The sequence below is a fragment of the Bradyrhizobium sp. USDA 4532 genome (assembly GCF_024171315.1).
Lineage (GTDB): Bacteria > Pseudomonadota > Alphaproteobacteria > Rhizobiales > Xanthobacteraceae > Bradyrhizobium > Bradyrhizobium australafricanum.
Genome location: NZ_JALJZN010000001.1, coordinates 5419030 through 5439904, shown reverse-complemented (window position 1 = coordinate 5439904; position 20875 = coordinate 5419030). Strand labels below are relative to the sequence as shown.

Genomic DNA, 20875 nt, shown 5'->3' with positions numbered 1-20875 from the left:
ACGGGGCGAGGGAGCGCAATCCCGTCGCCGTCGCTACCGACCCAATCTCATCGCGCTCTACTGAAACCTCCGCCCCCGCGCGGCGAGCAGGTCGCAGCGTGGCGCGCTGAAGCGGCAGGTCTCGTGCTGCGGCCGGAAGCCGAGCCGGCGATAGATCTTCAGCGCGGGAGCGTTGCGGCTCGAGACGTTGAGCCAGCACGGGTGCTCGACCGATACGTCGTGTGCGGCCAGCACGCGATAAACCAGCAGCTGGCCGAGCCCGCGTCCCTGCCGCACCGGGTCGACGGCGACCGACTCGATCCACATCGAGTTCCGCTCCAGTTCGGTCAGGCAGAAGCCCGACATCTGTCCATCCTCCGACGCGATCCAGACTTCGCTCTCGGTCAGGACCTGCGCCATCTCTTCCCGCGAGTACAGGCGGAAGGCGGCGTCCGACGCATAGGCGGCGTTATGGATGCGCGCGACCTCGCCCGCGCAGGCGGTGACGTCGCTGACCTGCTCGATGGTGGCGCGCGCGGCCGCGAGCGTGCGCGCCGGCTGCAACGGCTCGACGCACTTCATCCCGATCTCGGACTCGACATGAACAAAGCCGAAGGCGGCCACGAAGGCCATTCCGGCCGGCCAGTCGCTGCTCACCAGCGTCTGAACGGTGAGATCGGCGTCGGCGTCGATCCCAAGCACCTCGTCGAACAGCGCGAGGCCAATCCGGCGGCGGCGCATCTCGGGCGCCACGACGATCTTGAGGAATCGGGTGTGATGCGCGCCCTGGTCGCGCAACGACGACTCGGCGAGGCCGACGAGCACGCCATCGCGCTCGGCTACGCGAAAGTCGCGCCCGCCGCGGTTCTGCGGCAGCTTCAGGAACTGGTCCCATTGCGGCAGCGTGACAGGGCCTAGCCGCGGTTCCACCGCGGCTGCCTTTGCGTAAAGTTCGACCACCGCTTCCGCATCAGCCTCTCGAAGCGGCCGGATGGTGATGCCGTCATCCATGAGTCGAGAGCTTACCCGATATCGAGCCGATAGACATCCTTTGCCGTCTTCAAGAACAACGCCGTCTTTTCGGCTTCGCTATATTGTGATGCAAGCCGTTTAAAGGTGTTGAAGATGACCTGGTAGCTGCATTGCCCCTTATCAGGTGGGAAGTTGCTCTCGAACATGCAACGGTCCGGACCGAACGCCTCGATGCAGGTCTCGACATAAGGCCGCCAGGCGGCAGCAAGTTCCTCCGACGAGGGCGGCCTGGGGCGGAGGTGGAAGTCGTAGCCGAGCAGGCACATCGCCAGCCCGCCGAGCTTGACCACGACGTTCGGGCATTTGGCGATCTCCTGGATCGACGCCTGCCAGACCGGAAAGGTCTCCGTGCGCTTGCCGGCGAAACGGCCGGTGCCGACCGGCCCGCCGCAATGATCGAGCACGATCCGAGTGTCGGGGAAGGTGCGGGCGAGGTCGGTCAGCTCGCCGATCTGCGGGTGGAACAACCAGGCATCGAAGCTGAGGCCGAGCGGTGCCAGGCAGGCGAACCCCCTACGAAAGGTGGAGTCCAGCAGAATGCCCTTCGGACGGTTCGCGTACATATGCGCGACGTTGGGGTCTTCATCCCAGGCCGAGGAGTGGCGGATGCCGCGGAACCGGCCGTTGCCGGCGGCAATCTCCGCCTCCAGCACCGCCTTGGCCTGATCGCCGATCAGAAGGTTAACGTGGCTGACGATGCCGGCGCAGATCGCCGCCTTGCCGTAGCCGCCGCTCGCCGCCATCGCCGCGACGCCGTTGGCGAACTCGACCTCGCCGACCGGACGGAACGCCTCCGGACCGTCGGCGCGGTACATCGACCGGCAATCGACATAGACGGTGGCCACGATGTTGTGGCCGGACGCGATGTCGTCGCGCATCTCCTCGATCAGATAGCGCAAGCCCCCGCGGTCCCAGAGATGGTGATGCGGATCGACGATCGGACGGGCCGGATCGATGATCTCCTCGGTGTATTGGGCGAGCCAGTCTTCGCGCGGATTGGCATAGAGCCCGCTGGCGGAGGCGGGCAGAGTGCTGGCCATCGATGATGCTCCCTGTTCTTGCTCTTGTCGGCCGCCGATACCATGTCGGCTTTGGGGAGGATAACGAGCCGCACGAGCGCGTCAAACCCGGGCCTCTGCCTGACCTCTGCCTGAGGAGGCATGCGTACGTCTGCGCGTGCCGGTCAACCCGACCGTATTGCCGGTCGCGACCATGTCATCGACTGAGCTTGCCTCCCCGATGCCGGCGATGCCTGCTCGGCGCGCCATGTGATGATGACCGAGGCGATGACAAGAAGCGCTCCAAACAACATCGTGACGGAAAACGGCTCGCCCAGAATCAGCGTGCCGAGCAGCACGGCGATGATCGGGTTGACGAAGATGTAGGTCGAGACCATGAACGTCGACACATTGTCTAGCAGCCAGCGAAATGCCGTGAAGCCGATGACGCTGCCGGCGATGGCGAGATAGATCACGGCCGCGAGCGAGGGCGCCGAAACGCCGCGCGGCGAGAAGCCTTCCAGTTCACCGGACGCAAGACTGATTGCAAACAGGACCGCGCCGCCGATCGACAGTTGCATGCCTGACGACAATGTTGGCGAACCATGATCCGAAGTCCGACGCGACAGCACCGTGCCCATCGCCCAGGAGAACGCCGCAGCGAGCAGCAGCAGAATGGGAAGGATACTGAAATGGCCCTGTTCGGCCGATTGCCAGCCCACGATTGCCACACCAGCAAGGCCGGGCAGCAATGCGGCCAGCGTCATGGTCGCGGGACGCCGGGTTTGCGGATACAGGAAATCGATGAGCAACACCCAGAACGGGATCGTAGCCAGCATGATCGCGGCGATGCCGGACGGAACCGATTGCTGGGCATAAGCGAGAACACCATGGCAGCCGACGAAGAACAGCACGCCGCAGAGTGCTGCGGTCAGCCAGTTCCACCGCGAAACGCGCGTGACGTCAGCCCCGTTCAGCGCGATCAGGATCAGGCCGCCGCCAAGCGAGCGAAGGCCCATCAGCAGGAACGGCGGGATCGACTTCAAGCCGAGCGCGATCGCGAAGTAGGTGGAACCCCAAAGCAGATAGATGGCGGCGAACGCGCCGACAATCAAAAGGCGCTTGGGCATACGGGGCTTCCCGAGCTAGATTCTAACCCCTTAATGGGTTATCAAATCCAACCCATTAAGGGGTTATGCGTTCCAAAGGAGTTGCTGGACCATGCCGCGCGTTCCTTCGCCTGAGGCGTCGTCCCGGGAAGAGCTCAGCATCAAGTTCGTCAATACCGTCGCATGGCGTCTCCGCGACCTGGTTGAGGATCGGATCGCGACCTCGGATTCCATTCTGAAATGGCTGGTCGATGCCGAACTGGCGGATCGCCGGATCGCCGCGCAGCTCAGGGCGCGATGGAAAACCTCACCGCACGAGGCCGATGCCTTTCTGAATGCGGCGCATGGTCTGCGCGAGGCGCTCTACAGGATCTTTATCGCCCGCATCGGAGGCGGCCGGATCGATCCGACGGCGCTGGCCGATATCAACCGATACCTTGAAGCCGCGTTGGGCGGTGTTGCGCTCGCACCTGTCGGCGACACCCTGCGGTGGCTGCCGACAGCCGGGAAAGTTGCGCCCGAGACGCTGCTCAAGCCGATCGCATGGTCGGCGGTGAGCCTTCTGACCGGGCCCCGTGCGCTGAGGGTGAAGCAGTGCCAGGATGAGCGGGGTTGCGGTTGGTTATTCGTTGACGAGAGCCGTACTCAGAACCGGCGGTGGTGCTCGATGGGCGATTGCGGCAATCTTGCCAAATCGCGGCGGCACTACCGGCGCAGCCAGGCGGCGGAGGAATGAGTCCGTTGAGCCTCACACCCCGTCGAGGATGATCACCGTCGGCGTCGCCGGCAGAGTGTCGCGTGAAATCCGCAAAGTGCGCTCGCCGCCGCGGCGATCGATCTCGAACTGCTGGCCGATCAGGCGCATGAACTCGTCGAGCGGGGTGGCGAAGCGGTGCATCGGCAGCACGACGGCGGCGCGCAATCGCCTGGTGATTTCGGAGATGCCGTCGAGCGACATCGTATAGGTGCCGTCGATCGGCACCATCACGATGTCGAGCCGGCCGATCGCGGCGAAATGGCTGTCGTCGAGCTTGACGTGGAGGTGGCCGAGATGGCCGATGCAGAGGCCGGCGACCTCGAAGATGAAGATCGAATTGCCGTCCTTGATCATCTCGCCGCCGGGGTCTTCGCCCCAGTAGCGGCGGATGTCGGTGGTGACGTTGCGGATATAGACGTCGCCGATGCGCTCGGCGTAATGCGCGGCCTGGCCGTTCTCGCCCCAGCCATGCAGCACGTGGGGAATCTTGGGGTCGGGAAACAGCGTGTAATGGGTCGCGTGGGCCCGGTTCATGGTCGCGACGTCGGGCAGCCGCCCGGTCCGATAGACGCCGTTGTAGTCGGTCGCGATCCGGATGCCGCCGGGCGTGTCGATATAGTAGGTCGAATGGCCGGCATAGGTGATCGCGACTTCGTCGGACTTGGTCGCGTTCTTGTCCGCGACGCGGCGGTAGCTCACGGGAACGGCGCGCGGCGGCGCATTTGCCATCGCCAGGCATTCGCTGCGCTGGGCGTCCTGCGCGAAGGCGTGACCGGTCAATGATCCCAGCAAGACGAGCGCGGCGAGCAATCTCAGCATGACCTGTTCCGTCTGCGGCGGCATCCGCGGACGGAAGAGTAGCGCGCAATTGGCGCGCCGTCATGATGAGGCCCGTGCATCGCTCCATGGCGCGGGCTGCAACACGAGCCGGGCGATTATTGCGTCGGGACACGCTAGGATGCCGCGCAAACGATCGAGATCAGGGAGTTCTGCGTGACTGATACCGTCTCTTCGCAGCGCGCGCCTTCGACCAAACGGCTCGAGCCATTGCGCCATGTCGACGCCGGTGTGCTCAACATCGCCTATTACGAAGCGGGCCCCTCCATTGGGCCGGCCGTGCTGCTGATGCATGGCTTCCCCTACGACATCCATTCCTATGTGGACGTCGCGCCCATGCTGGCGGCGCAAGGCTGTCGGGTCATCGTGCCCTATCTGCGCGGCTACGGACCGACGGCGTTCCGCGACAAGGCGACGCCGCGCTCGGGCGAGCAGGCGGCGGTCGGCGCCGACTTGATCGCGCTGATGGACGCGCTCGGCATCGCGCGCGCGGTGTTCGCCGGCTATGACTGGGGCGGCCGCGCCGCATCGATCGGTGCGGCGCTGTGGCCGGAACGATGCATCGGACTCGTCTGCACCAACGGCTACATGATCCAGGACATCGCGCATGCGATGGTGCCGGCGCCGCCTGATCGCGAGGTGCCGCTTTGGTATCAGTACTACTTCCAGCTCGAGCGGGGGCGGGCGGGGCTCGCCGCCAACCGGCGCGGCATCGCCAAAATCCTGTGGTCGCAATGGTCGCCGAGCTGGGCGTTCGACGACGCCTGCTTCGAGCGGACCGCGGTTGCGTTCGACAATCCTGATTATGTCGACGTCGTGATCCACAGTTATCGGCACCGTTACGGCGTTGTCGACGGGGATCCGCAATATGCGGATTTGCAGCGGCGGCTCGACACATTGCCTGTCATCAGGGTCCCCGCCATCTCGCTCGACGGCGCCGACGACGGCGTGACGTTCGCGACCGACGGCAGTCGCACCGCGGCAAAGTACACCGGCCGCCTTGCCCATCGCCTGATTCCGCATGCCGGCCACAATCTGCCGCAGGAAGCGCCCGAGGCGTTTGCCGCGGCGGTGATCGAGGTGATGAAGGCTAGCGCCGCGGGCTGATCTTCCAGGCGATGGCAAGCGTCAGCAGCGTCAGAATGCCGCTGACCAGCGCGGCCGTCGGGATTGTCAGGGCCAACGCCGCGGTTGCGGCCCAGCCGATCGAGGAGAAGGCTTCCGCGAAGGTGGCGATACGGGAGGAGGTTTGGCGCCGGCGGAACTGGCTGCGCTTGGCCTGCGCGCGGAACCAGAGCTGGACCGCGGCGGCGGATCCGGTCGCGATGAGGATCGCGATCGCCGTGACCGCGGCCTGCCCTGGCGAGGCAAACGCCAGCGCGGCCACCAGCGGGGCGAAGATAACGGCGATTGCGATCAGGACCACCTCGACCTTGGCGCGGGTCACGCGTGACGGCGGCAGCGGCGCGGTCGCCACCAGATCGGGCGCGTCCTCGCCGGAGATGGTCAGCCAGGCGAGCCCGCCGGCGAGCTGGCCTGCGGCCATTACGATGACGGGCGTAATCAGCACGATCGCGGTCGACGTGCCGGAGAAGCTGCGCCACAGCATCAGCGCCGGCGGCAACAGATAGAGCATCTGCATCAGGGTCTGCGACAGCAGCCACGGATCGCGACGCAGCAGCAAGAATTCCTTGCGCCGCAGCGCCTGCTGCCGCGAGCCCGCCCGGAACGCGCGGGCGCGTCCCCGCGTCACCGCAGCTGGATTGGCGGCGACGCTGGCGACCGTATCGGCAAACCGCGGTGCGAATATCGCCATCACGCCGCCGAGCATCACCAGCGCCGCGGCGAGCAGCAGCATCATGATTTCGAGGTCGCCGAGCGATGCCCGCGCCGGCCACCACAGCAGGTTGCCGAGGGCGGGGGCAATTCGCGCCGCGGTTTCCGAGGTCAGGAAGGCAAAGCGCGACAACGTGCCGTAGGACAGCACGGCCACGACCTGCAGCGCGATGACGAAGCCGGCGCCGATCACGGCGGAGACGACCTGCGCCACCAGCCGCGTCCGGCTCGGCCCGATCAGGCGGAACAGGAACGCGGTGACGGCGATCGCGGCGGCTGCCGCCGACAGCCCGATCGCAAGGACGACGCCGAAGCCGGCGAGCCACCGCGGGCCGCCGAGATAGACCAGCACGTCGATGAACGGCGTCGACAGCAACAGCGCCATGCTGCTCACCGTCAGCGCGATCGCGGCGATCCGGATCGAGAAGATGTTGGTGAGTTTTGCCGGCGACGACATGATCAGATCGAGATCGGCGCGGGCGTAAAACACGCGCGTCACTGACTCGATCGCCTGCGAGAGCATCAGCGCCCAGGCCAGGAAGATCGTCGCGGTCAGCACGATCAGCGACGACGGGTCGAGCGGAAACCGCAAGTCGGAATAGCGGTTGACCACGGCATAAGCCGGCAGATGCAGGATCGCCGCGAAGACCAAGAGGCCGATCACGGCGCGATTGCGCCGGCGCCGGCCGCCGGTCATCATCGCCAGCCATTCGCGCCACGCCAGGCGGAATTCGTGGCGGACGAACCAGGTGAGGTGGGCGACCGAGCTCACGCGGCCGCCGCTTCGGTATCGACCAGCGCGATGAACATGTCCTCGAGGGTGGTGTCGTTGCGGCCGTTCTGCGCGCGCAGCTCGGCCAGCGTGCCCTCGGCAATGAGCCTGCCGGCCGCGATCACGCCGATCCGGTCGGCCATCCGCTCGGCGACTTCGAGAATGTGGGTCGTCATGATCACGGTGCAGCCGGCGCGGACGCGCTCCTGCAGCAGTCCCTTGACGTGACGTGCCGACAGCGCGTCGAGGCCGGTCAGCGGCTCGTCGAGAATGATCAGGCGGGGATCGTGCACCAGCGCGCCGGCCAGCGCCACCTTCTGGCGCATGCCCTTGGAGAAGCCTTCGCAGCGCTCGTTGAGATGCGGCTCGAGCCCGAGCGACACCAGGAGATCGCGCGCCGAGCTCTCCGACGTGCGCGGATCGATGCCCCACAGGCCGGCGACGAATTCGAGATATTCCAGCGGCGTCAGCTTGTCGTAGATCATCGGCTCGTCGGACACCCAGGCCATGATCTGCTTGGCGGCGACCGGATCGGCCAGCGCGTCGATGCCGAGGATCGAAACCGAGCCGGCATCGGGCCGCAATAGCCCCGCCACCATGCGCAGCGTCGTGGTCTTGCCGGCGCCGTTCGGTCCGAGCAGCGCATAGAACTCACCGACACGGATCGTGAGATCGAGCGCGTCGACCGCCGGGCGGTCAAAACGCTTGGTTAACCCTCGCACGGCGAGTGCGGACAGTTCAGGTGTCATGGCGGGGTGGCGATCCGGAATTTCGCTCGTCGGTTGCGCAAAGCTTGGACAAAAACCGTTTCGGTGCAGTGAATCGCACGGGGCAAATCAAAGGTGATATCCGTATTAGTCCGTGCTGCGGCAAATCTCCGCAAATGTGATGATACAGCGACAACAGCGGTTTGTTGACAGGGATCGGGCCTTTTGGCTCAATCGGGGCGGACATAGGCGGCTTTCGGCGCTCCAGACACAAGGGCGTGAAGGCGGGATGCAACGAGCGATCGGATAAGAATCGCCGGGCATCGGGGAGGGAACGATGCTGGACTTTGTTCAGCAGCTCGTCAGCGGCATCGCGCTCGGCTGCGTTTACGGCCTGATCGCGCTCGGCTTCGTGCTGGTCTACAAGGCAACCGAGGTCGTCAACTTCGCGCAAGGCGATTTGATGATGCTGGGCGGCTTTTTCGCCTTCACCTTCATCGGCATGCTCGGGCTGAATTACTGGGTCGGGTTCGCCGGCGCGGTGATCTGCATGGCGCTGTTCGGCATGCTGGCCGAGCGGCTCGTGGTGCGGCCGATCCTCGGCTACCCGCAATTCTCCATCATCATGGCGACGATCGGGCTCGGCTATTTCCTGCGCTCGGTCTCCGGCATGATCTGGGGCACCGACGACTTCAAGATCGAGACGCCGTTCAGCCAGGGCGTGCTTCGGATCGGCAGCCTGGTGCTCGCCTACGACAAGCTGTCGGTGATCGCGGCGACCATCATCCTGTGCGCGCTGCTCTATCTGTTCTTCAACCGGACCACGCTCGGCACCGCGATGCGCGCCAGCTCCGAGAACATGCTGGCTGCCTATTACATGGGCATTCCGGTCAAGCGGGTGGTCTCGATCGTCTGGGCGATCTCGGCCGCGGTCGCGACCTGCGCCGGCGTGCTGCTGGCGCCGATCACCTTCATTCATTCCAATGTCGGCCTGGTGCTGGGGCTGAAGGCGTTTCCGGCTGCGGTGCTCGGCGGCTTCGGCTCGATCCCGGGCGCCGTGGTCGGCGGCGTCCTGATCGGCGTGATCGAGAGCATGGCCGGCTTCTATCTGCCGCAGGGATGGAAGGACGTCGCGCCCTACATCGTGCTGCTCGCGGTGCTGCTGGTCAAGCCCGAGGGCCTGTTCGGCCTTCACGTCCGGAAGAAAGTCTGAGGAGCAACGGATGCGGTTTCTCTTCAAGACCGATTACGAAGACGACATCAAGCTGTTCCCGCATTCGGGCTACATCTATTCCTACGGCCTGTTGCTGGCGGTGCTGCTGATCGCGCCCTACGTGCTCTCGAGCTATCTGATGAGCCAGCTGGTCTTCGTCTGCATCTACGCGACCGTCGGCGTCGGGCTCTTGATCCTGACCGGCTTCACCGGACAGGCCTCGCTCGGCCATGCCGCGTTTCTTGCGATCGGCGCCTACACAGCGGCCTATCTGCAGCAGTTCAATGTGCCGTTTCCGGTCTACTTCCTCGCCGCGGGGTTGTTGACCGGCGTGGTCGGCGCGCTGGTCGGGTTTCCGGCGCTGCGGCTGCAGGGCATCTATCTGGTGATCGCGACGATCTCCTTTGCGTTCATCGTCGAGGAGATCCTGGCGCGCTGGGAAAGCGTCACCAACGGCAATGAGGGCATGCGGGTCAAGACCATGCAGCTGCTCGGCACGACGGTGTCGCGCGACGGCCCGACCTTCTATTACCTCTGCCTTGCGGTGCTGGTGCTGACCATCGTCGGCACGCTCAATCTGCTGCGCTCGCCGACCGGGCGCGCCTTTGTCGCGATCCGCGACAGCGAGACCGCGGCGCGCAGCATGGGCATCAATGTCGCGCTCTACAAGGTGAAGTCGTTCGCGATCTCGGCGGCGATCACCGGCTTTGCCGGCGTGCTGTTCGCGCACAAGCTGTCCTTCATCTCGCCCGAGATGTTCACGCTGCAGCTTTCGATCGAGTTCATCATCGTGATCCTGATCGGCGGCACGTTCAGCCTGCACGGTGCGGTGCTGGGCGCGATCTTCCTGGTCATGATCGATCCGTTCCTGACCTATCTGAAGGACGATATGCCCGGCGTGATCGGCGGCATTGCTGCCACCCTCGGCGCCGGCACCGAGCGCGCGGGCCATATCCAGGACGCGGTCGCAGCCTTCGCCTCCGCCAACGGACTGAAGGGCGCGATCTACGGCATCATCATCGTGCTGTTCGTGCTGTTTGAACCGCTCGGACTCTATGGCCGTTGGCTCAAGATCAAGCTCTTCTTCCAGCTGTTCCCGCTCTACAAGCGCGCCACCTTCAAGCGGCAGAAGATCTACGTGAAATCGGAGCGGAACAGATGAGCTATTTCCGCGCCGAGAACCTGTCGCTGCATTTCGGGGGCCTCAAGGCGGTCGATGCGGTCAGCTTCGCGGTCGAGAAGGGCGAGATCCTCTCGATCATCGGGCCCAACGGCGCCGGCAAGAGCTCGATCTTCAACCTGATCTCGCGGATCTATCCGCCGACCTCCGGCAAGATCTTCTTCGAGGATCAGGACATCACCCAGGAGCCGGCCTACGACATCGCGAAACTCGGCATCGCCCGCACCTTCCAGAACATCGAGCTGTTCGAGAACGCGACCGTGCTGAGCAATCTGCTGGTTGGCCGCCATCGCCATTCCACCACGCGGCTGTGGCAGGAGCTATTGTTCCTGCCGAGCGTTCGCGCCGGCGAGAAGGCGCATCGCCGCCGCGTCGAGCAGGTGATCGAGTTCCTCGATCTCGAGCCCTACCGCGACAAGCTGATCTCGGGACTGCCTTACGGCGTGCGCAAGGTGATCGAGCTGGCGCGGGCGCTGTGCTCGGAGCCGAAGCTGATCCTGCTCGACGAACCGTCCTCCGGCCTCAATGTCGAGGAGACCGACGACATGTCGTTCTGGATCCGCGACATGAAGAGCGAGCTCGGCATCACCGTGCTGATGGTCGAGCACGACATGACGCTGGTCAACCGCGTCTCCGACCGCGTCATCGCGCTGAACTACGGCCGCGTGCTGGCGATGGGCTCGCCGTCCGAGGTGCAGCACCATCCCGACGTCGTCGCAGCGTATCTCGGCGCATGAGGATGATGCCATGAGCACAGCGGACATCATCCTGAAACTCTCCAACATCGAAAGCTATTACGGGCCGATCATGGCGATCCGCGGCGTCAGCCTCGAGGTGCCGCGCGGCCGGATCGTGACGCTGCTCGGCGCCAACGGCGCCGGCAAGACCACGGTCCTGAAGACGATCTCCGGGATCCTCGACCCGCAGAAGGGCTCGATCGAATTCCTCGGCAAGCCGATCCAGCGCATGGAGGCCGACCGGATCGTGAGGCTCGGGCTGAGCCACGTGCCGGAGGGGCGCGAGGTGTTTCCGTTCCTGTCGGTGCGCGAAAACCTGATGATGGGCGCCTATCTGCGCAAGGACCGCGACGGTGTGGCGCAGGACCTCGAGCGCGTCTACGGCTATTTTCCGCGGTTAAGGGAGCGGCTCGGCCAGCCGGCCGGGCAGCTTTCGGGCGGCGAGCAGCAGATGCTGGCGATCGGGCGGGCGCTGATGAACCGGCCGACGCTGCTGTTGCTCGATGAGCCGTCGCTCGGGCTGTCGCCGATCCTGGTGAAGGAGATCTTCACCATCATCCGCCGCGTCAATGAGGAGCAGGGCATGTCGATCCTGCTGGTCGAGCAGAATGCCAAGATCGCGCTGGAGACGGCGCATTACGGCTATGTGCTGGAGATCGGCCGCGTCGTCATGAACGACAGCTGCGAGCGGCTGATGAATTCACCCGATATCCAGGAGTTCTACCTCGGCGCCAAGGAAGCCGGTGCGCGCGGCGAGCGGCGCTGGAAAAAGAAGAAGACGTGGCGTTGAGAATGACTGGGCGCTGGCAATGGCGCCGAGGAAGGTTTGGCACTGAACGAGAGTTGGAGCTAGATTTCAGGCCCGCTTCGCCAACAAGACCGGCAACACAAGCCGGCGCGTGAGACGGGCGGCAGAGGAGGGAGCGCGCATGGCCGGACCAGCGGTGCTGACGGTTGCCGACACGATCGCGAGGAGCTTTCTGCTCGCGGTTCAAACGCGTGGCGACAGGCCCGCGATCCGCGAGAAGAAGTTCGGCATCTGGCAACCGACCAGCTGGCGCGAATGGCTGCAGATCTCCAAGGACATCTCCTACGGCCTGCATGCCACAGGCTTCCGTCCCGGCGACGTTGGCTCGATCATCGCCAACGCGGTGCCGGAATGGGTCTACGCCGACATGGGCATCCTGTGCGCCGGCGGCGTCTCGTCCGGCATCTATCCGACCGATTCGGCCGCGCAGGTCGAATACCTCATCAATGATTCCCGCACGCGGGTGATCTTCGTCGAGGATGAGGAGCAGCTCGACAAGGTGCTGACCTGCCGGTCGCGCTGTCCGACGCTGGAGAGGATCGTCGTGTTCGACATGGAGGGCCTCTCCGGCTTCTCCGATCCGATGGTGCTGTCGCTCGCGGAATTCACGTCGCTCGGCCGCAATCATGCCTGGGGCAATCCGGCGCTGTGGGACGAGATGACCGGCAGCCGCACCGCCTCCGATCTCGCGATCCTGGTTTACACCTCCGGCACCACGGGCCCGCCCAAGGGCGCGATGCACTCCAACCGCAGCGTGACGCACCAGATGCGCCACGCCAACGATCTCTACCCCTCGACCGACAGCGAGGAGCGGCTGGTGTTTCTGCCGCTCTGCCACGTCGCCGAGCGGGTCGGCGGCTATTACCTCTCGCTCGCCCTGGGATCGGTGATGAATTTCGCCGAGAGCCCGGAGACGGTGCCGGACAATCTTCGCGAGGTGCAACCGACCGCATTCCTCGCGGTGCCCCGGATCTGGGAGAAGTTCTATTCCGGCATCACCATCGCGCTGAAGGATGCGACCCCGTTCCAGAACTGGATGTATGCCCGCGCGCTCGCGATCGGCAACCGGATGACCGACTGTCGGCTGCAGGGCGAGACGCCGCCCTTGTCGCTGCGGCTCGCCAACCGCGCGGCCTATTGGCTGGTGTTCCGCAACATCCGCCGCATGCTCGGGCTCGACCGCTGCCGGATTGCGCTGACCGGCGCCGCGCCGATCTCGCCGGATCTGATCCGCTGGTATCTCGCGCTCGGCATCGACATGCGCGAGGTCTACGGCCAGACCGAGAATTGCGGCGTCGCGACCATGATGCCGGCGGATCGCATCAAGCTCGGCTCGGTCGGCAAGGCCGCGCCCTGGGGCGAGGTGATGATCTGCCCGAAGGGCGAGATCCTGATCAAGGGCGATTTCCTGTTCATGGGCTATCTCAACCAGCCGGAGAGGACCGCCGAGACGATCGACGCTAAAGGCTGGCTGCACACCGGCGACGTGGGGACGATCGACAATGAAGGCTATGTCAAGATCACCGACCGGATGAAGGACATCATCATCACCTCCGGCGGCAAGAACATCACGCCGTCCGAGATCGAGAACCAGCTCAAGTTCTCACCCTATGTCTCGGATGCGGTCGTGATCGGTGACAAGCGGCCGTATCTCACCTGCCTGATCATGATCGACCAGGAGAATGTCGAGAAATACGCCCAGGACCACGACATCCCCTTCACCAATTACGCGAGCCTGTGCCGCGCACGCGAAATCCAGGATCTGATCCAGCGCGAGGTCGAGGCGGTCAACGTCAAGTTCGCGCGCGTCGAGACCGTCAAGAAATTCTATCTGATCGAGCGCCAGCTCACGCCCGAGGACGAGGAGCTGACGCCGACCATGAAGCTGAAGCGCAGCTTCGTGAACAAGCGCTACGCGGCCGAGATCGCCGCCATGTATGGCGAACGCGCGGTAGCATAGCCGAGGAGAAAGAAATTGGCGAAGGAGCGAGCAGGCCCGACCCTTCGCTTAACATGGGCCATGTAAGGAGGAGACTGCAATGTCGAAATCGCTGAAGGCGCTGGGCCTTGCGGTGAGTGCGCTGGCGCTGACCTGTCTGCCGGCCGCAGCCCAGACCAAGGTCACCAATGAAGGCATCTCGCCGACCGAGATCGTGATCGGAACGCATCAGGACTTGTCCGGCCCGATCAAGGTCTGGGGCGTTCCGGTGTCCAACGGCATGAAGATGGCGGTTGAGGAGATCAACGCCGGCGGCGGCATCAACGGCCGCAAGATCAAGATGATCCTGGAGGACAACGGCTACGATCCGAAGAAGGCGGTGCTGGCCTCGCAGAAGATGGTCGAGCGCGACAAGGTGTTCGCGATGATCGGCCCGATGGGCTCGCCGACCGTGCTCGCCGCGCAGGACGTCCTGTTCGACGCCGGCGTGCTGCAGCTGTTCCCGCTGACGGCCGCCGAATTCACCTTCAAGTTCGATCCCGCCAAGCCGCAGGAGCGGCTGAAGTTCAACAACCTCCTGCCCTATGTCGAGAGCACGCGCGCCGCGCTCAAATACATGATGGAGTGGAAGAACTTCAAGAAGCCCTGCATCATGCATCAGGATGACGAGTACGGCAAAAACGTGCTCGACGGCTTCACCCAGCAGCTTGGCGCGATGAAGGTGCAGCCGGCATCGGTCACGAGCTACAAGCGCGGCGCCTCCGACTTCTCGGCGCAGGTCGCCAAGATGAAGGCCGACGGCTGCGACCTCGTCGTGCTCGGCACCGTGATCCGCGAGACCATCGGCGCGATGAACGAGGCCAAGAAGCTCGGCTGGGATGTGACCTTCCTCGGCGCCACCCCGACCAACGTGCTCGAAGTGCCGGCGCTCGGCAAGGATGCCGTCGAAGGGCTCTATGCGGCCTCGGGCTTCGAGATTCCCTACGAGGACACGGCCAAGGGCAAGGTGAAGGACTGGCTGGTGAACTACAAGAAGATGTTCAACACCGACGCCAATACCCAGGCGATCATCGGCTACAACGCGGTGATGACCTTTGCCTTCTACGCGCAGAAGGCGGGCAAGGATCTCTCCGGCCAGAAGATGCTGGACTCGCTGGAGTCAGGCGACAAGTTCCTCGACATCTTCAGCTCGCCGCCGACCAAGTTCTCCAAGACGGATCATCTCGCCAACACCATCACCCAGGTGCAGCAGGTCAAGGGCGGCCGCTGGGTGCTGGTGAAGGATAATCTGATGTTCTGACGGGTAGTCGCTCATCTGGATTCACTCGTCATTGCGAGGAGCGAGCGACGAAGCAATCCATCTTTCCGCGGAGGGATGGATTGCTTCGCTTCGCTCGCAATCACGGAAAGTATGTCTGGCCGGCTCTTAGTTCGTACGCGCCGCCGGCCGCCAAGCGGCCTCGGCGACGAGCGGGGCATCGACATAGCGGCTGATGCCGTGCTGGTCGATCACGAAGGTCGGCCGAAAACTCCTGATGTCGCTGTCCTCGATCATCGCCATGCGGCGGTTGTCGAGCGTCAGCCAGCGGCCGTCGAGCCGCGCGGCGAGCACCGCATGGTCTTCGCCGCCGACGAGGTCATGCAGGACGACGATCCGCAGATCTTCCGGCGCCACGCCGGCCTTGCGCAGCGCCACGAGTTTCGCGATCGCATAGTCCTCGCAGTCGCCGCTGCCGCGGGCGAAGGTGGCGAGCGGCGTCGCCCAGACGTCGGGCTCGCCATAGGCCGCAAGATCGCTGCCCGGACGGATCGCAAGGTTGATCGCGCGGTTGATCTCGCCGAGCCGGGCGCGACCCTGACGCGCCCGTCCGGCATCGACGATCGCCAGGAATCGCAGCGCCGCCGGCGACGCGCAGCCGGCGCGGTCGCTCTCGCAGGCTGCCAGTTGCTCCAATTCGTCGGCGAGCTGGCGCTGCACGCCGAGCCATTTGTCGTGCAGGCCGCCGTCGGCAAGCAGGCTGGTCGTCAGGCCGAACGGCTCGGTCGATTTTCTGATCAGCGTCGCCGGACCGGGCGAAAGCAGCGAAGCGGCATTGAGCTCGGCAACCGGCGCGGCCAGGGCCAGGCCGAAGCCCAGCATGACGGCGCGCAGCGCAAGCGGGCGAAGCGAGAATCTCATCTGACACCCCCTGTCCGCTCTTCGGCGGGTGGACATTGCACCGCGCACGCGACCGGATCGTTTCATGCCGGGCAGCATGGCGAACGATCCCTTCGAATCGACTTAAGATGTGGGGAATCAGGGGAAGAGGCTAAAGGGCGCCTGCTTGGGGTCCCGAAAACTTTACCGGTTTGTGAAAGGAAGCGGCGAACCTTTTTCCACTGCTTTGCAACTCATCCTTGCCCTCTGGTTAACCCGGCCGGTCCGCGCACGGGACTGCTGTGATTTGTAAGCTAAGTCACAGCTTTGGCCGGGAAATTGGGGTCAAATGCCCGCTCTGGGCTAAGGGGAAATAGAGGCAAGTACAGAAATGCCAATCAATACCACGAATACGTGGCTCAGTACGTATCTTGGCTTGAATCCCACCTTATGGTACCGTCAAACGAATCCGAACTACACGGCTCTTCACAGCGTGAGCCAAGTCACATCCAGTCAAACCGCACAACAGGGCCACCTTGCGCAAGCACAGAGTGGTTTCGCCAAGCTTTATCCGATGATATGCAGGCATAATCATTCGGATATTTTAACAATATTAACTCTCGTGCGGTGATCCGCAGTGAACTTTGTCGAGAAATTCGACGGCCTGTTGCCGAACACGGACGCTTATGCCCGTGGATACGTGCACGTCGACAGCGTTTCCACGCATGCTCCGCCCGGCGCGATCATCGTCGACGACGGGCAATTGCTGTTCACCGGCGACTTCAAGCGGGCCGGGCTCGACCTCGTCATCGCGAAGGACGATCGGGAACTCGTCCTGCACGACTATTTCAAGGGCGAGAAGCGCGCGCCGCTGGCGTCGCCTGACGGCGCGCATCTCACCGGTGATCTCGTCAGCGCACTCACCGGCTATACTCAATATGCCCAGGCCGGCGGCGCGGCGGAGCCGGCCAAGGTCATCGGCCATGTCACCAAGCTGACCGGGAACGCGACGGCCATCCGCAACGGCGTCGCGATCGTCCTGAACCAGGGCGATAACGTCAACAAGGGTGACGTGGTGCAATCCGGCGGCGACTCGACGCTCGGCATCACCTTCATCGACGGCACCGTGTTCGGTCTCGGCCCGAACGCCAAGATGGTGCTGAACGAAATGATCTACGACCCGAACGGGTCGAGCAATACGTCGCTGATGAGTCTGGTCTCGGGCACGATCTCCTTCGTGGCCGGCGCGACCGCCAAGCACGGCGACATGAAGGTCGATACGCCGGTCGCGACCATGGGCATCCGCGGCACCGCGGTGCTGGTCGAGATCGATTTCGACGTGCAGGGCACCGGCGGCGTGCCGCCGGCCAAATTCCAGGTGCTGGTCGAGCCCGATGGCAGCACCGGCTCCTACATCCTGTTCGACAAGACGACGCTCAATCCGATCGCGACCGTCGATCAGGCCGGCACCCAGACCATTGTCAACGGCCAGGGCAGCGTCAGCTTCGTCTCGTCGGCGCAACTGTCGACCGATGCGCAGAAGCTGATCTCTGACGTCTTTGCGCTGAAGTTCACGGACAACAACAATCCCAACACCAAGCTCACCACCAACTTCACGGACAGCGTCGTCCCGGTCTCGAGCAGCTTCAAGCTCACCAGCAGCGACAGTGGCGCGCCGATCATCATTCTGCTGACCTTCGTCAACACGACCGGCCCTCAGGCCGGCGGCGTTCCCAACAGCAGGATCGAGCACATTCCGGGGCCGCCGCAGGTCGTGACCCAGGACGCGGCGTTTACCGAGCGGCCGGGGCTGACCCAAAGCGGGCTGTTCGACACCGCGACGGGCCAGATCAAATGGCTGGACCTCAATGTCGGTGACATACCGAGTGCGAAGGTCGACTATTCCGCGTTCAGCTACCGGGACGCCAACGGCAGCGACGTGACCTCATCGCTGACGGCAGCGCAGCTTGCGGCCATCAAGACCGTCGAGATCCCGTTGCTGCTTGAGCCCGATCCGAACAACAAGAATGCCGGTTCGGCGACCTGGACCTACAACCTTGCCGACAGCGCGTTCGACTTCCTGGCTGCCGGAGAAACGCTGACGCTGGCCTATGTCGCGCGCGTCGATAACAATTTCGCACCGAACAACGAGACCACGTTCAAGACCTTCACGATCACGATCACCGGCACCAACGACTCCCCGGTGGTGACGTCCTCGGCGCAGGCCGGTTCGATCACCGAACTCCCAGCAACGACGAATTCCGCCCAGCCTGATACGGCGCACGGCACGCTGACATTTACCGATGCGGATCTGACCGACACGCATACGGTCACCATCACCGGCGTCACCGAGGCCGGCGTCACCACCGGACTTGCCAGCCATGCCACCGTGCTGAGCTGGCTGTCGTTGGGCGCGCTGACGGATTCGACCGATGGCGTGACGGGATTGCGCTCCTGGACGTTCTCGGCCGCCGACAGGAGCTTCGACTATCTCGCCACCGGCGAGACGCTGACGCTGACCTACACGGTCGAGATCGACGACCATCAGGGCGGCGTCGTCACGCTGCCGGTCACCATCACGATCGTCGGCACCGACGACAGGCCGGTGATCACCTCGCCGACCCAGGCGGCCGCCATCACTGAAGCCGAGGAGACGACCGGCTCGGTCGTGCCGGATACCGCATCCGGTACCGTGACCTTCGTCGATGTCGATCTCAGCGACACCCACAGCGTCACCGTTGCCGGCGTCACCGAAACGGGCGTGACCACGGGGCTTCCCGATCAGGCGACGATACTGGGCTGGATGTCGCTCGGCACGCTGACGGATTCGACCGGCGGAGTAACCGGATCGCGCGCCTGGACTTTCTCGGCCGCCGACAGGAATTTCGACTATCTCGCTGTCGGCGAGACGTTGACGCTGACTTACCTGATCCAGGTCGACGACCACCACGGCGGTGTCGTCACCCAGCCCGTCACCATCACCATCACGGGCACCAACGACGTGCCGACGTTCACGTCGGAGCCGCCGACCGCCACGGTCCCCGAGATGATCGGCGAGACCGGATCGATCAAGCTCGACGTGGCCCAGGGCGCGGTGACATTTGCCGACGTCGATCTCGGCGACACCCACATCGTGTCCATCACCGGCGTCGCGGAATCCGGAACGACCACAGGCCTGCCTGAGGACGAGTCCACGATTCTGAACTGGCTCTCGCTGGGGACGCTGACCGATTCGACCGGCGGGGTCGCCGGATCCCAGGCCTGGACCTTCTCGGCCGCCGACCGCAATTTCGATTATCTTGCCGACGGTGAGACACTGACGCTGACCTATACGGTCGAGGTCAATGACCATCATGGCGGCGTGATCAGCCAACCGGTGACGATCACGATTACCGGCAGCAATGACGCGCCGATCGTCACGTCGGCGCCTCAGGCGGCCATCATCCCCGAACAACCCGATACGACCGGTTCATCGACGCTGGACAGCGCATCCGGCACCGTGACCTTCACCGATGTGGATCTCAGCGACACCCACACCATGACCATCACCGGCGTCGCCGAATCCGGGGCGACCACGGGCCTGCCCGACGAGGCCACGATCCTGAACTGGCTGTCGCTGGGGACGTTGACGGACGCGACCGGCGGTTCAACCGGATCGTCGACCTGGACGTTCTCGGCCGCGGACCAGAATTTCGACTATCTCGCCCTCGGCGAGACGCTGACGCTGACCTACACGATCCAGATCGACGACCACCATGGCGGCGTCGTCAACGAGCCCGTGACGATCACGATCAACGGCGCCAACGACGCGCCGACACTCGCCGACGTCAATGCCGGCACGCTCACCGATACCGCCGATAACGACACGTTCGGCACGCTGACCGGCACGCTCCATGGCAACGACGTCGACCATGGCGAAACCGCGACGCTGACTTATGCCGCGCTCAATTCGGACCACACTGCGGTCACGCAGATCGCGGGCCTCTACGGCTCGCTGACCGTCAACCCGGACGGCACCTACAGCTATGTTCCCGATGCTGCCGCGATCAACGCGTTGGGCAAGGGCACCTATGCCGACACGTTCGATGTGGAGACGATCGACGCGCATGGCGCCGTCGGGACCGCGAAGCTGACGATCGACGTGATCGGCGCCAACGACGCGCCCGTGATCCACACCGACAACGTCAGTATCACCGAACATCCCAACGGGACCGAGACGATCTCCGGCCTGACCGTGACGGACGCCGATGCGACGGCCGACGAGACCTTCAACATGGCCGCGGCGACGACGCCCGGTGCGGGCAGCAGCGTTGCGCCTTCGTCGCAGGAGGGGCTTCTCTCCGGCATCAACACCGCGCTTGGATCGTCGGGTCTCGTTTACAACCCCGGCCAGACGGCTCCGGCGACCGACACGATCGCGCTTTCCGTGACCGATGGCCATGGCGCAACCGATACGGTCAACCTGATCTTCAACGTCCAACAGGATCGGCCCGAGCCCGTGATTCTGACCGGGACCAGCGACAAGGACGTGTTCTTCGGGTCGGGTTACCAGGACAAGTTCGTGTTTGCGCCGAACTTCAACCACGACACGATCCTGAACTTCACGCCAGGCGAGGACCAGATCGATCTGTCCACGGTCGTCTCGGCAAGCACCTTCAGCACCTGGTTCGATCAGCATGTTGCGACATCGCCGACCAATTCAGCGGACACGCTGATCACGATCGACAGCGCAGATACGATCACATTGCACAATGTCGCGAAGGCGAGCCTGTCCCAGAACGACTTCATTATTCATTTTACGTGACGGACGCCCGGCCGTGCCGCCGGGGGGCTG

The 20875-nt window shown here is 64.2% G+C and carries 16 protein-coding genes; 9 read left to right on the top strand and 7 right to left on the bottom strand.

What is annotated here, in order from left to right:
- Positions 1 to 57: 57 nt before the first annotated feature.
- The 3 genes from J2R76_RS25080 to J2R76_RS25070 form a co-directional block, all read right to left on the bottom strand.
- Positions 58 to 990 carry a GNAT family N-acetyltransferase gene (locus tag J2R76_RS25080; protein WP_253625145.1) on the bottom strand — a complete coding sequence of 311 codons (933 nt, stop codon included), beginning with the start codon at positions 988 to 990 and terminating at the stop codon, positions 58 to 60.
- A gap of 11 nt (positions 991 to 1001) precedes the next feature.
- On the bottom strand, positions 1002 to 2051 hold the full coding sequence (locus J2R76_RS25075) for an amidohydrolase (RefSeq protein WP_076832638.1): 1050 nt from the start codon (positions 2049 to 2051) through the stop codon (positions 1002 to 1004).
- Between the two features lie 143 nt (positions 2052 to 2194).
- Complete coding sequence (locus J2R76_RS25070; RefSeq protein WP_063790166.1) at positions 2195 to 3139, bottom strand: EamA family transporter; 945 nt, start codon at positions 3137 to 3139, stop codon at positions 2195 to 2197.
- 91 nt (positions 3140 to 3230) lie between these two features.
- On the opposite strand from J2R76_RS25070, the gene J2R76_RS25065 reads away from it, so the two are divergent.
- Entirely contained in the window at positions 3231 to 3854 is a 624-nt protein-coding gene (locus J2R76_RS25065; RefSeq protein WP_057020096.1) for an ABATE domain-containing protein, read from the top strand.
- A 12-nt stretch (positions 3855 to 3866) separates the two neighbouring features.
- Here J2R76_RS25065 and J2R76_RS25060 read toward each other — a convergent pair whose 3' ends face one another.
- Positions 3867 to 4694: an MBL fold metallo-hydrolase gene (locus J2R76_RS25060; RefSeq protein ID WP_253625144.1), complete on the bottom strand. Its 828-nt coding sequence runs from the start codon at positions 4692 to 4694 to the stop codon at positions 3867 to 3869.
- Positions 4695 to 4868: 174 nt separating this feature from the next.
- Between J2R76_RS25060 and J2R76_RS25055 the strand changes: the two genes are divergently transcribed.
- Positions 4869 to 5819 carry an alpha/beta fold hydrolase gene (locus J2R76_RS25055; RefSeq protein ID WP_057020095.1) on the top strand — a complete coding sequence of 317 codons (951 nt, stop codon included), beginning with the start codon at positions 4869 to 4871 and terminating at the stop codon, positions 5817 to 5819.
- Here J2R76_RS25055 and J2R76_RS25050 read toward each other — a convergent pair.
- The gene (locus tag J2R76_RS25050) at positions 5803 to 7320 is read right to left on the bottom strand and encodes a permease (RefSeq protein WP_253625143.1); all 1518 of its coding nucleotides are present in this window, start codon (positions 7318 to 7320) and stop codon (positions 5803 to 5805) included. The two genes, J2R76_RS25055 and J2R76_RS25050, sit on opposite strands and share 17 nt — an antisense overlap.
- Entirely contained in the window at positions 7317 to 8069 is a 753-nt protein-coding gene (locus J2R76_RS25045; RefSeq protein WP_050382508.1) for an ABC transporter ATP-binding protein, read from the bottom strand. The genes J2R76_RS25050 and J2R76_RS25045 overlap by 4 nt, the downstream gene beginning before the upstream one ends.
- Before the next feature lie 295 nt (positions 8070 to 8364).
- On the opposite strand from J2R76_RS25045, the gene J2R76_RS25040 reads away from it, so the two are divergent.
- From J2R76_RS25040 to J2R76_RS25015, 6 genes are all read left to right on the top strand, one after another.
- Entirely contained in the window at positions 8365 to 9240 is an 876-nt protein-coding gene (locus tag J2R76_RS25040) for a branched-chain amino acid ABC transporter permease (protein WP_253625142.1), read from the top strand.
- 10 nt (positions 9241 to 9250) lie between these two features.
- Entirely contained in the window at positions 9251 to 10402 is a 1152-nt protein-coding gene (locus J2R76_RS25035) for a branched-chain amino acid ABC transporter permease (RefSeq protein ID WP_016846829.1), read from the top strand.
- On the top strand, positions 10399 to 11157 hold the full coding sequence (locus J2R76_RS25030; RefSeq protein ID WP_028336610.1) for an ABC transporter ATP-binding protein: 759 nt from the start codon (positions 10399 to 10401) through the stop codon (positions 11155 to 11157). The genes J2R76_RS25035 and J2R76_RS25030 overlap by 4 nt, the downstream gene beginning before the upstream one ends.
- A 10-nt stretch (positions 11158 to 11167) precedes the next feature.
- A complete protein-coding gene (locus J2R76_RS25025; protein WP_253625141.1) occupies positions 11168 to 11947 on the top strand; it encodes an ABC transporter ATP-binding protein in 780 nt (259 codons plus the stop codon).
- 139 nt (positions 11948 to 12086) lie between these two features.
- Positions 12087 to 13925: a long-chain fatty acid--CoA ligase gene (locus tag J2R76_RS25020; protein ID WP_253625140.1), complete on the top strand. Its 1839-nt coding sequence runs from the start codon at positions 12087 to 12089 to the stop codon at positions 13923 to 13925.
- 79 nt (positions 13926 to 14004) lie between these two features.
- Positions 14005 to 15204, top strand: coding sequence for an ABC transporter substrate-binding protein (locus J2R76_RS25015; protein ID WP_253625139.1), 1200 nt, complete (start codon positions 14005 to 14007; stop codon positions 15202 to 15204).
- A 126-nt stretch (positions 15205 to 15330) separates the two neighbouring features.
- Here the strand turns inward: J2R76_RS25015 and J2R76_RS25010 are convergent, their stop codons facing one another.
- Entirely contained in the window at positions 15331 to 16083 is a 753-nt protein-coding gene (locus J2R76_RS25010) for a transglutaminase-like cysteine peptidase (protein ID WP_057020091.1), read from the bottom strand.
- 595 nt (positions 16084 to 16678) lie between these two features.
- Here J2R76_RS25010 and J2R76_RS25005 point away from each other — a divergent pair.
- A complete protein-coding gene (locus tag J2R76_RS25005) occupies positions 16679 to 20845 on the top strand; it encodes a VCBS domain-containing protein (RefSeq protein WP_253625138.1) in 4167 nt (1388 codons plus the stop codon).
- The last annotated feature ends 30 nt before the right edge of the window (positions 20846 to 20875 follow it).